The organism is Thalassolituus sp., from assembly GCF_984348125.1.
In genome coordinates, this window is sequence record NZ_CFHJLR010000010.1 from 45,360 (window position 1) to 57,245 (window position 11,886).

Here is an 11,886-nt window from a genome sequence, read left to right on the forward strand (position 1 = left end):
CAGTAATGTGTTCAGAAGGCAGGTATAGCTTCAGTCCGACAACTGCTCTTTCACCAACGCCAGCAACTGCGCTACTGCACCACGATTACTCTCTACCACGTCCAGCCCTTTATGACCCATCGCTTCGCGGGCAATGCTGTCCCTCAGCAAGCGAATTACCTCATCCTGCAACGCCGGCAGGCTTTCGCAAACGGCTATGGCGCCAGCCTCGGTCAGTTCATTAACAATACTGGTGAAGTTTATGTGATCAGCACCAATCAAGGTGGCTTTGCCGAGTGCAGCCGGTTCAATTGGGTTGTGACCGCCGCCGCCCGGATAAAGGCTTCCGCCCATGACGACGACATCGGCTGCGGCAAGCATATTCAGCATTTCGCCCATGGTATCGGCAACATAAATCTGAATATCGTCAGAGACGTTGCCATTCGTGCGGCGGTGGACGTGCAGGTGGCGGCTACGGGCAGCATTGGTCACTGGCTCAAAACGTTCTGGGTGGCGTGGAATCAGTAGTAGCAGGAGGCCTGGAATGGCTTTCTCTAACGCTGGATAGATATCAAGGAGTTGTTCGTCTTCGGTCGGGTGGCTGGATGCGAGTGCCAGTACCGGGCGATCTGCTCCCCATTGCCCGCGAAGCGCGACTCCCTGCTTATGGCAGTCCTCCGGAACAGTGACATCAAACTTTACGCTGCCGGTTACTTTCATACGGCCGGTGGGTAACCCTAATTCAATAAAGCGCTGGCCGTCCGTCGGATTCTGCACTGCGACTACACTCAGGCTGTGTAGCATTGGGCGGGTCAACGCTGGGAGTTTTGCGTATCCACGAGCAGACTTCTCGGACAGTCGGGCGTTCGCCAGTACCACTGGAAGGTCATGCTTAGCGCATGATGCCAATAGGTTTGGCCAGAGTTCAGTTTCAATAATGACCAAGGCACCAGGCTGGATGTTCTTGATAAAACGATTGATGAATGACGGCAGGTCATACGGCAGGTACATGTGGAACACGCGCTCGCCGAATATGCGTTTTACCTGCTCTGAGCCCGTTGGAGTCGTACTGGTAATGATGACCGGCGTGTTCGGGTTCTGCTCCATGAACTGTTTGACAAACTGAGCCGCTGCGAGCGTTTCACCGACGGATACAGCATGCACCCAAAGGCCGCCCGGACGTGGCCTATGGGGCAGAAAACCGAAGCGTTCAGCGACACGCTGGCGGTAACCCGGGTTCGCGCGTCCACGCCACCACAGTCGGGCGACGATTAAGGGTAAGAAGAGGCTGTAAATCAGGGTGTAGATGTGTCGTGCCACAGTGCGTCCGGGTACTGAATGTCGGGCCCGGATAGTAGCACAAATCAGAGGTCGCCTATGTTAAACTGCGCGCTTTCTGATCTACCGGCGACTCCCCTGATGGATGTAACTATCCCTGATTTTCACAAAGCCCGGGTTCTGGTATTCGGCGACATTATGCTCGACCGCTACTGGGGTGGCCCGACGTCACGTATTTCTCCCGAGGCACCTGTGCCTGTGGTGAAAATTCAGGACACAGAGAACCGTGCTGGTGGTGCGGGCAACGTTGCGTTGAACATTGCGGTGCTCGGTGGTCAGGTCGACCTGCTTGGCATTACCGGTCAGGATGACAACGCTGCTTTGCTCGAAGGTCTGTTACAGGATGCCGGCGTTATTTGTGATTTCCAAAGGCACGACACCCATCCGACCATCACCAAATTGCGGATTATCAGCCGTCAGCAGCAGCTGATTCGTCTCGACTTTGAAGATGCCTTTCATGCGGTGGATATCTCCGCATCGAAAGCGTCGTTTGAAGCTCGCTTAAAAAATACGGGTGTAGTCATCTTGTCGGATTACGGCAAAGGCTCGCTGGCAGATCCTCAGCCTCTGATTAAAGCCGCGAAAGCGCAGAATGTTCCGGTTCTGGTCGACCCGAAAGGTGCGGACTTCGAGAAATATCGGGGCGCGACCCTGATTACACCGAATCTCAGCGAGTTTGAGGCCGTGGTTGGCCCGGCTCAGTCGGACGAAGCGCTGGTTGCAAAAGCCCGTGCGCTAGTCGAAGAGTTTGATCTCGAAGGCGTGCTGGTGACCCGCAGTGAAAAGGGCATGACCCTGGTACGTCGCGACGCTGAGCCTTTCCATCTGCCGACCCGCGCCCGCGAGGTGTACGATGTGACCGGTGCCGGTGATACCGTAATTTCTGTTCTGGCGGCCTCGCTGGCTGCTGGTGCTGGTTTTGAAGAGGCTACTGTGTTGGCAAATACTGCTGCTGGCATTGTGGTCGGCAAGCTGGGTACCGCAACGGCCTCAACCGAAGAGTTGCGCCGTGAGCTGCGTCAGGACAGCCAGCAGGGTGCTGGCCTGTTTGATGAAGACTCGCTGATGGTACTGGTCGAGGAGGCCCGTGAACGTGGTGAAACTCTGGTCATGACCAATGGCTGTTTCGACATTATTCATCCCGGTCATGTGCAGTATCTGAAAGAAGCGAAAGCCTTGGGTGACCGCCTGTTGGTTGCGGTGAACTCTGACGAATCTGTGTCGCGCCTGAAAGGCCCGGCACGTCCAATTAACCCACTCGACCACCGAATGGCTGTGTTATCTGGCCTTGAAAGCGTGGACTGGGTGGTGCCTTTTACCGAAGATACCCCGGAGCGCCTGATCTGTCGGGTGCTGCCGGATATTCTGGTGAAGGGTGGTGACTACCGCATCGAAGAGATTGCTGGTGGTCAGTGTGTACAGCAAAACGGTGGTGACGTGATCATCCTGAGCTTTAAAGACAACTGCTCAACCACGGCCATTGTTAAACGCATTCAGGAGACAGAAGCATGATTATCGTAACAGGCGGCGCTGGCTTTATTGGCAGCAACATCGTTAAAGCCCTGAACGCGATGGGGCGCACCGACATCATCGTGGTGGACGACCTGAGCGACGGTCGCCAGTTCTATAACATCAGCGATTGCGATATTGCCGACTATCTGGATAAGGATGACTTTATCCAGCGCGTACAGATTGATGATGGCCTGCTGGACGATGTTGAAGCTATCTTCCACGAAGGTGCCTGCTCATCCACTACCGAGTGGGATGGCAAGTTTATGATGGAGAACAACTACGAGTACTCCAAGATTCTGCTGCATGCCTGCCTCGAACAGGGTATTCCGTATCTGTATGCCTCCAGCGCATCGGTTTACGGCGGCAGCGACGTATTCAAAGAAGAGCGCGCTCACGAAAAGCCTCTGAACGTGTACGGCTACTCTAAGTGGCAGTTCGACCAATACGTTCGTCAGTTGCAGGCCACTTATCCGAATAACCGTTTCCCAAGTCAGGTTGTGGGCTTCCGTTATTTCAACGTGTATGGCCCGCGTGAGCAGCACAAAGGCTCTATGTCGTCAGTAGCTTTTCACTTCAATAACCAGATTAAGGACACCGGCGTTTGTAAGCTGTTTGGCGAGACCGAAGGCTGGGGTGCTGGCGAGCAGCGCCGTGACTTCGTCTATGTCGGCGATGTTGTGAAAGTGAACCTCTGGTTCTGGCAGCAGAGAGCGGCATCGGGGATTTACAATTTGGGAACAGGTAAATGCCAGAGCTTTAACGACGTTGCAGATGCCGTCGTTGCGTGGCATGGCGCGAAAGGTACCGATGGCAAGAAAGAGTACATTCCGTTCCCGGATCATCTGAAAGGTGCATACCAGAGCTTCACCGAAGCGGATATCTCGAATTTGCGTGCAGCTGGCTACACCGACGAATTTTTCACAGTTGAACAGGGCGTTAACGCGTATCTGGACTGGCTGAATGGCTGATGTATCTAAAGGCGGCGCGGAGCAGCTCAAAGCTCCGCTCCACCCTAAGCACTGGCCCATCTGGTTGGGCGTAGGATTGCTCGCGCTTCTGACTCGCTTGCCCTTTTCATGGCAGTTGGGAATCGGCAAAGGTATTGGCTTGCTGCTACACAAGGTCGCCGGGAGTCGTCGCAGAATTGCCGAAGTAAATATGGAAATCTGCTTTCCAGAGAAATCCCCGGCTGAGCGTGATGCCCTGGTACGTCAGATCTTTATCGATAATGGCATCGGTTTGATGGAAACCTTTATGGGCTGGTTCCGTGATCCTCAGTGGTTGGCCGCCCGCACGGATTTTGTAGGTTTCGATAAGGTGCGAGAGGCACAGAATAACGGTCAGGGTGTGATGTTGCTCGGTGCTCATTACTCCATGCTGGATCTCGCTGGCAGCCTGGTCAGTACAGTGCAACGCGTGAGCGTAAGCTATCGCCCGCAGGATAACCCGGTGATGAATTATGTAATGGAGCGGAACCGCGCCCGTTTGTACGATGAATGCCTGACGCGTAAAGACATCCGTGGATTCATCCGTACGTTACGTCAGGGCAACGTGCTCTGGTACGCCCAGGATCAGGATTTCGGCCGTAAGAACAGCATCTTCGTAAACTTCTTTGGCCACCCGGCGGCGACGATTACAGCGACTTCCCGTATCGCGAAAGCGGGTAAGGCGCTGGTGATGCCGATCACTTACTTCCGTAAAGATGATAACTCGGGCTATACCGTCACGGTGCATGATCCTTTACCGATTCCGAGCGGCGATGACGCAGCCGACGCCCAAATGGCGAATGACTTTATCGAAGCACAGTTACGGGAGCACCCCTCTCAGTATCTGTGGCTACACAAGCGCTTTAAGACAACGGTTGACCCTGACATGAAAAAGGGCAGCATTTACCGCAAGAAAAAATAACAACAACTTACGGGGTTTTATCATCATGCAAAAAGTACTGATCACAGGTGCAGCCAGCGGTCTTGGCCGCGAACTGGCCTTACGCTTCGCTAAAGAAGGTGCCGATATCTGTATCGCAGATATTAACAGCGAGGGCTCGGCTGAAACTCTGGAGCTGGTAGAAAAAGCAGGTGGTAAAGGCTGGACGGCCTATCTGGATGTCACCTCTGAAGATCAGTGGAATGCACTGCGTGCTGATGTTGAAGAGCGGTGGGGTGGCCTTGATGTCCTGATTAATAATGCCGGTGTTGCCACTGGCGACCGTATTGACGCGGGCGAGTGGGCCTGGTGGGAATGGATCATCGATATCAACCTCAAAGGCGTCGCTCTGGGCTGCCGTACCTTTACCCCTGTGATGAAGAAGCAGAACAGCGGCTACATTATGAATACTGCTTCGCTTGCCGGTCTGATGATTCTCCCGTCGATGGCTTCCTACAATGTGACTAAGGCGGGTGTGATCGCACTCTCTGAAACCATGTACTACGAGCTGCACGCTTATAACATCAAGGTCACGGCGCTGTGCCCAGGTTTCTTCCGTACCAATCTGAACAAGACGATGAAAACGTCAGATCCTTCAATGCTGAAGTTCGTCGATAAGGTGTTCGAGAAGTCAGAGCTGGATGCCAGTGAAGTGGCTGATCGCGCCTATAAGTCGCTGATGAAGGGCGAGATGATCTGTAACCCGCACCCGATTGGCCGCAAAGCGGTATTTATTAAGCGTTGGCTGGGTGGTCTGTTCCGCTGGAAAGTGAAGCAGGCATCATTCGATTTGCGGCGTCGTGAAGAGTCACTGCAAAAGCAAAGCTGATTTTGTTCAGTTGGCTTAATCGTCGAAACACACGCATTAAAAAGGGCCGCATGAGCGGCCCTTTTTAATTGAACGGAAGTGAGAGTATTTTAACGACTTACTGAACGGACAGGCTTGCTGTCGCTCTCGTCTTCTGTGCTGTTATCCGCTGGCTCAGACTCTTTGGAGTCAGGCTCTTCGGGGTCAGCTGACGGATTGGCACGCAGAATTCCAGGTCCGCCGTCATCACTGACATCAATGCCGCTGACCAGGCTGACAACAAAGTCGATGTCGGTTACGTCACCGTTAACCTCGATGACTTCTTCAGTCACTGAGTCAGGATAGCCGCCGCAGGTTTCCCCGTTCTGGCAGATGAAAAGATCAACGTCGATATCTGAACCTGCGACAACCCGATAGCTGCCGGTAGGCACATCCGTGACCGCGTAGCTGCCATTTGGATTTACGAGGGTCTCTGCAACGATTTCGGCGGTTTCAGAATCCTCCAGCAGTACATACTGAGGCGCTGAATCTGTCATGGTGATGATGTCACCGACCCGCATAGTTACTGTCACATCGAGACTGTTGCCAGTATCTGGTGTAAAGCGGACCAGACCTTCGTACATGCCATCTACAAGGTCGGCGCGATCGACAGTCACTACGTATTCGCCAAAGCCATTACTGTCGACATCACTCGGGCTGATCGTGAGCCAGTCTTCGCTGACGTCTGTCGTGATGACGGGGTCATCAGCTTCATCATTAACGTTGTTCAGGGTAAGGGTCAGTGAAGAGCCTGAACCGAACTGAAGCTCGTCGGGGTCGCTCTCCAGTACAGGAACCTGGGGAACACTGCCGCCGCCGGCGAGGTTGTTTGCTTCCTGAACCGCCTTTAGCGCGTTGATAAGACCGTGTCCGAACTCATTATCACGACCGGCAGCGCCGATGTCGTCGGTAATCCGACCGCTACTCAGCAAGGAATCTACTTCGCCCGGAGTCAGTGTTGGGTCGACCGCTTTCATCAGCGCAAGAACACCGGCGACGTGCGGTGTCGCCATCGATGTGCCTTGCTGAAGCGTATAAGCACTTTGTCGAGTGCCTGCGGAGTCATCCACCGAGGTACTTAGTACACCGTCCGCTTGCCCATCAGAGTTTGTGTCGTTACGCAGGTCTCCGCCCGGAGCAGCAACGTCTATCTTGCTGCCAAAGTTTGAGTAGTAGGCCAGGCTGTCATCAGGGGCGGTAGCACTGACAGAAATCACACCATCGTATGACGCTGGGTAGAAAAGTTCATCGGTGGAGCTGTTTCCTGCTGCGGCGACGATAATAACGCCGGCATTCCGGGCTGCGGTAAATGCATCCTGTTCCGCCGAGCTGCGGAAGCTCGAGCCAAGGCTGAGGTTTATGATGTCCGCCCGGGATGATGGCAGGGTTCCACTGTCATTACTCAGACGTGCAGCATAGCGAACCGCCTGAAGTACGTCGTAGGTTGAGCCTTCACCGTTAAGGCCAAGCACCCTGAGGGGCATTACCCGGGTATCCCAGCCAGCTCCTGCGGTACCTTGCTGGTTGTCTGTCGCTGCGGCAATTGTCCCGGTGACGTGAGTACCATGCCATGAGCTTGCTCCGCGTTGATTGCTGTCGCCTGGATCATCAGGATTCGAATCAATGCCATCACCATCACGGCTTACAGAGGAGTCACTGATAAAGTCGTAACCCGATACCAGCTTACCGGCCAGATCCTCATGGTTTAGGAATACCCCGCTATCAATCACGGCAACAGTCACAGAAGAAGAGCCAGTGGACAGGTCCCAGGCTTGCGGAAGACGTATATCCGCGTAGTGGAACTGAAGGCGATACAAGCCATCGTCCGGTGTGGCTGTGGCATAACGGATGTAGTTAGGTTCGGCGTACTCAACATCATCGCGCTGATTCAGTGCCTTAATAGCTGAGAGAGTATCGCGGCCAGAGGTAAATGCACTCAGGTCTTGACCAGTACTGGCCGATAGGCGCTCAACCGATGCCGGTTTCCTAAGGTTGAGTTTGACCGGGCGATCGGTCGCAGTGCTCATCGCTTGTGCACGATGGTCCCGCACATTGAAGGCAGTAATAGCGGAGGTATCCGCAGTGTCTTTCCATTGCACGATGGCCTCACCCGGCTTGAACGATGGCCGGGCAGGTTGTGACTCAGATGCGGTTGGCAACAGGCTATTACTTGCCGGGAGGATCTGTAAAACATACTTAGAGATACCACTGTAGGCGAACACCTCAAGAATGTAGTCACCATCGGCCGGCACTGAAAATTCTTCGCGGTTGGTCTCTGACTGTGAACTGCGGATGGGGTCGCCGCCGGTATTCAGATACAGATACATGTCCAGATCACCCGCGTATGCGCTATCCGGATTGTTATTGCCGTAGTAGTCAACGACGTTCATTACGATTCGCTGTCCGCCCTGAAGTGAGACTGCATAGTAGTCACTTTCATCCGCTAGGTTAGCGAAACGTTCAAACTCTGCATCGCCGGTCGCTGTGGCGTTGGTTGGCGTGTTCGAAGCAAAGCCTTGCACTGTGACCACGTTTGGCAGGGGCTGGCCATTGAACGGATCGTCGTTGGTCAGGGAGCCGCTATAGACGTCATTGATGTCGTAATCGATGACTGTCTGCCCGGCGGTGAATAGAGTACCACTGACCGTGTGTCCGGAATCTGAGTCTCCGTCTGAACAGCCAGCCAGCATGGCTGTGCTCAGCAGGGCAGCCGCGAAACTGGCTACTGTCGAAGTAGCATTACGAGTGTTACATTCATCATCGATTAAAATGTCAGGAGTCATGGTTTCATCTTCTTCGCTACTGGTGGCGCCTCCACGTCCTGCTAAGACCAGGCTCAGCGCAATACATATGGGAGAGAGCCGGTTCACAATACGTTCCCTTCAAACAGTATTCTGTTGTCCGTGCCCCGCTAGTTCTTCGGCCTTGAAAGGTAGGTACGACTTAGCCGGGGCTTCAGATGTAAAGGATACGTGACTGGCAGTTATGGTGTCAGTCTTTCTTCGTATGGTCGTTACTCAGGTACTTCTATAGTCTAGCTGGATACAGCGGCAAGGAGGCCCGATGTCACTTTCTACAGTTTATACCCGTGCTCAAGTGGGCATAGAGTCGCCTTTGGTTCAGGTTGAGGTCCACTTGTCTGGCGGTTTGCCTTCTTTAAGTCTGGTCGGTTTACCTGAGACGGCGGTTAAAGAATCCAAGGATCGTGTGCGCAGTGCGATTCTGAACAGTCACTACGAATTTCCGGCTAAGCGCATCACCATCAACCTTGCTCCTGCTGATCTGCCAAAAGAGGGCGGACGTTATGACCTCGCAATTGCGTTAGGTATTCTTGCGTCTTCAGATCAGGTACCGAAAGACAAGCTTACCGATTACGAATTCGTTGGGGAACTGACCTTGTCTGGTGAACTACGTCCGGTGACCGGGATTCTGCCGACGGCGTTACGTGCAGCGCATGCGGGTAAGACGCTGATCGTGCCCGCTGGTAATGCCGGTGAGGCCGCCCTCTGTCATGAGGCCAGAATACTGCAGGCGCGTTCGCTATCTGAAGTCTGTAGCTGGTTGCACAATAATGAATCTCTGCCGGAGGTCAGCCCTGAGGACGCACCGGTTCGAACCTCCCGTCTGACGAATGATCTTTCAGAGGTTAAAGGGCAGGTCGGTGCTCGGCGAGCGCTTGAAATAGCGGCGGCTGGGCAGCATAACTTACTTTTTATCGGGCCTCCGGGGACTGGAAAGACCATGCTGGCGTCACGGCTGCCCGGAATTCTGCCGCCGATGAGCAATGACGAGGCTTTAGTGGCTGCGTCGGTCGCATCCATCAGTCACCACAGTGGCGACTGGCAAAGCCGTTGGGGGCAGAGGCCCTTCAGGGCACCTCATCATACTTCTTCAGGCGTTGCTCTTGTTGGCGGTGGCGGTAACCCCAAGCCCGGTGAGATCTCTCTGGCGCACGGTGGGGTTTTGTTTCTGGACGAGTTGCCCGAGTACAGCCGTAAAGTGTTGGATGTTCTGCGGGAGCCTCTGGAAAGTGGAGAGATCGTCATCAGCCGTGCCAACCGTTCTGTCACTTACCCGGCCAGTTTCCAGTTAATTGCTGCGATGAACCCGTGTCCATGTGGTTACTACGGTGACCCCTCTGGGCGCTGTCAGTGTACGCCAGATCAGATCCGTCGTTATCAGGGCCAGACATCAGGGCCTTTACTGGACCGGATTGATCTTCATGTCGACGTGCCTCCTGTATCGCCAGCGCTGCTGCAGCAGGCGCCTCCTTCTGAGCCGAGTACGGCTGTTCGTGATCGCGTGATGGCCGCGCGTGACCGTCAGATGCGCAGGCAGGGCTGCGCGAATGCCTGCCTGTCAGGGCAGCAGCGGGATGATGTGTGCCGGTTGCTTGAGAGTGATCAGGCCTGGCTTCTGGACACGATCGCACGCCTGAATTTGTCTGCGCGCTCCTATCATCGCTTGCTGACCGTTGCGCGCACTCTTGCCGATCTGAATGACGCGGACAGCATTCAGCGCCAACACTTAATGGAAGCGATTGGTTTTCGGGCTCTTGACCGTTATCGGATGGCCTGACACGGGTTGTTTGGTATAGTGCTCAGGTTGAAGAATAATAATTATCCGGAGAAACCTATGAGCCTGCTCAAAAAACTGACGATTGCCGCCAGCATTGCTGGTCTCGCTGCCTGTGGCGCCGACGACGACAGTGATGCCTACGTGCGTATCTTACATGCCTCGCCTGATGCACAGGCTGTGGATGTATACGTTAACGGCGAACTGCAGCTCAGTGATGTAGCTTTTCAGGATGGTACGGGTTATCTCAAATTGTCTGATGGCAATGCCAATATCGAACTGCGCCTGGCAGGGACGGATACCGTTGCTGCATCTTATGCTGCGAGCCTCAATTCAAATGCTTACTATGCCGCGATTGCCGTAAACCAGGCGAGTGACCTTGAGATTACGGTACTTGATGAAACTGACGTCGTCACTGACGGTGATATTGACTTGCGTGTACTTCACGCGGCACCAGCAGCCTCGTCGACAAACGTCGACGTGTTTGTATCAGAGCCCGATGCTGAGCTGGGGGAGACGCCTCAGGTGAATGCGTTGTCTTACCTGAGTAACCAGTTGCTCGAGGGTGTTGAAGATGGTTCTTATCAGGTGCGACTGACAGCGGATGGATCAACGGACGTTATATACGACTCAGGCTCGTTGAGCGTCACTGATGATGCGATTGTTGTGGCTGTGAACAGTGATAAAGGCCGCTCCCCCGTTTCTTTGCTGGTTTGGGCCGGTCCTGCTGCGACTGCTATTCCAGACAATACGGCTGAGCTGCGTATCGTACACGCTATCGATACTCAGGATATTGATGTGTATATCGAAGGGGAGCTGTACGCTCCGTTGGAAGATATGAGTTACACCCAGGATTCGGGTTATATTGTGTTTCCTGCGGGTTCATTGCCTATAAGCATTACTGAAGCGGGTGCAGCTCTGGAAGGTGCCCCATCTGGCTTATCAACATCGCTTGAGCTTGCGAGAGGGGAGTCTTACACGCTGGTTGCGAGTGGCAGCAATGATGACTTCGCAAGCGCGATACGTATCTTCCTGACCGATCAGCGTGAGGCATCACAGGCGGGTTCCGCAGATATTCGCTTGATAAATGCATCCGTCGCTACAGATGTGAATTCGGCAGATGTTTATATCTATGAGTCTGCTGATATTAGCCAGGAAGCATACGAAACCACTGGGATGAGTCAGGGCGATGATACGGATTACATCACTCTTGCTCCTGATACATACGACATTCACATCGTTGCATCAGGGTCGGGCAAAGGTGGGCCCGCGGTTGTCCCTGGGCTGACCAATCAGACGGTAGCTGCAGGAGATGTTAATTCAATCGTTATAGTTGGTAAGACGACCCCGGTGACATTGCCGCTGCTCACTGACAAGCGCGCGGACTGATTGCTTTTACAAAACAAAAACGGGGCTTCAGCCCCGTTTTTTTGCGCCATGTTTCCCCCAAAGGTGTCTTCTTGCGAAACCCCGGTGACGTGCCAGACTGATAAAACAGACTGAGCAATTGCGGAGACCTGAATGAATAAACAACTGATCATATTTCTGTTAGTTATCGGTGCTTTTGTTGGCGCTATGTCTTATTACCATGTCAGCACGCCGAGTCCTTTTGATGGAGAGGCGTTCTTTGGCCCGAAAGAGACTCCAGCACCGCCACCTGAAACGCCTCAGGAGTAAACAGATTGCAACGGAGTCGGGCTGGTAGGGAA

At 53.9% G+C, this 11,886-nt stretch carries 9 protein-coding genes; 7 read left to right on the forward strand and 2 right to left on the reverse strand.

Annotation, left to right across the window (positions count from 1 at the left end; all coding sequences use genetic code 11):
- Positions 1–30: 30 nt before the first annotated feature.
- Positions 31–1,299 (reverse strand): lipid IV(A) 3-deoxy-D-manno-octulosonic acid transferase, encoded by a 1,269-nt coding sequence (gene waaA, locus AC5E51_RS08915; RefSeq protein WP_301377819.1) that lies wholly within the window; start codon positions 1,297–1,299, stop codon positions 31–33.
- Positions 1,300–1,398: 99 nt separating this feature from the next.
- Here waaA and hldE point away from each other — a divergent pair, with 99 nt between their 5' ends.
- Genes hldE through AC5E51_RS08935 form a run of 4 tightly spaced genes read left to right on the forward strand, consistent with a single transcriptional unit; the run spans position 1,399 to position 5,584 of the window.
- On the forward strand, positions 1,399–2,829 hold the full coding sequence (gene hldE, locus AC5E51_RS08920; protein ID WP_068442655.1) for a bifunctional D-glycero-beta-D-manno-heptose-7-phosphate kinase/D-glycero-beta-D-manno-heptose 1-phosphate adenylyltransferase HldE: 1,431 nt from the start codon (positions 1,399–1,401) through the stop codon (positions 2,827–2,829).
- Positions 2,826–3,797, forward strand: a complete 972-nt coding sequence (gene rfaD / locus AC5E51_RS08925; protein WP_068442588.1) for an ADP-glyceromanno-heptose 6-epimerase — start codon at positions 2,826–2,828, stop codon at positions 3,795–3,797. The genes hldE and rfaD overlap by 4 nt, the downstream gene beginning before the upstream one ends.
- Positions 3,790–4,737 carry an LpxL/LpxP family Kdo(2)-lipid IV(A) lauroyl/palmitoleoyl acyltransferase gene (gene lpxL / locus AC5E51_RS08930; protein WP_068442585.1) on the forward strand — a complete coding sequence of 316 codons (948 nt, stop codon included), beginning with the start codon at positions 3,790–3,792 and terminating at the stop codon, positions 4,735–4,737. The genes rfaD and lpxL overlap by 8 nt, the downstream gene beginning before the upstream one ends.
- Before the next feature lie 25 nt (positions 4,738–4,762).
- Positions 4,763–5,584 (forward strand): SDR family oxidoreductase, encoded by an 822-nt coding sequence (locus AC5E51_RS08935; protein WP_068442581.1) that lies wholly within the window; start codon positions 4,763–4,765, stop codon positions 5,582–5,584.
- Between the two features lie 89 nt (positions 5,585–5,673).
- On the opposite strand, the gene AC5E51_RS08940 is transcribed toward AC5E51_RS08935, so the two are convergent.
- On the reverse strand, positions 5,674–8,385 hold the full coding sequence (locus AC5E51_RS08940) for a S8 family peptidase (protein ID WP_491778444.1): 2,712 nt from the start codon (positions 8,383–8,385) through the stop codon (positions 5,674–5,676).
- Between the two features lie 280 nt (positions 8,386–8,665).
- Here AC5E51_RS08940 and AC5E51_RS08945 point away from each other — a divergent pair, with 280 nt between their 5' ends.
- From AC5E51_RS08945 to AC5E51_RS08955, 3 genes are all read left to right on the forward strand, one after another.
- Positions 8,666–10,180, forward strand: a complete 1,515-nt coding sequence (locus AC5E51_RS08945) for a YifB family Mg chelatase-like AAA ATPase (RefSeq protein ID WP_297533692.1) — start codon at positions 8,666–8,668, stop codon at positions 10,178–10,180.
- Between the two features lie 57 nt (positions 10,181–10,237).
- On the forward strand, positions 10,238–11,566 hold the full coding sequence (locus AC5E51_RS08950) for a DUF4397 domain-containing protein (protein WP_491778445.1): 1,329 nt from the start codon (positions 10,238–10,240) through the stop codon (positions 11,564–11,566).
- 132 nt (positions 11,567–11,698) lie between these two features.
- Entirely contained in the window at positions 11,699–11,854 is a 156-nt protein-coding gene (locus tag AC5E51_RS08955) for a hypothetical protein (RefSeq protein WP_175607862.1), read from the forward strand.
- The last annotated feature ends 32 nt before the right edge of the window (positions 11,855–11,886 follow it).

Coding starts and splice junctions, on each gene's coding strand:
- hldE (WP_068442655.1), top strand. CDS start 1,399: ATGGATGTAACTATCCCTGATTTTCACAAAGCCCGGGTTCTGGTATTC.
- rfaD (WP_068442588.1), top strand. CDS start 2,826: ATGATTATCGTAACAGGCGGCGCTGGCTTTATTGGCAGCAACATCGTT.
- lpxL (WP_068442585.1), top strand. CDS start 3,790: ATGGCTGATGTATCTAAAGGCGGCGCGGAGCAGCTCAAAGCTCCGCTC.
- AC5E51_RS08935 (WP_068442581.1), top strand. CDS start 4,763: ATGCAAAAAGTACTGATCACAGGTGCAGCCAGCGGTCTTGGCCGCGAA.
- AC5E51_RS08940 (WP_491778444.1), bottom strand. CDS start 8,385: ATGACTCCTGACATTTTAATCGATGATGAATGTAACACTCGTAATGCT.
- AC5E51_RS08945 (WP_297533692.1), top strand. CDS start 8,666: ATGTCACTTTCTACAGTTTATACCCGTGCTCAAGTGGGCATAGAGTCG.
- AC5E51_RS08950 (WP_491778445.1), top strand. CDS start 10,238: ATGAGCCTGCTCAAAAAACTGACGATTGCCGCCAGCATTGCTGGTCTC.
- AC5E51_RS08955 (WP_175607862.1), top strand. CDS start 11,699: ATGAATAAACAACTGATCATATTTCTGTTAGTTATCGGTGCTTTTGTT.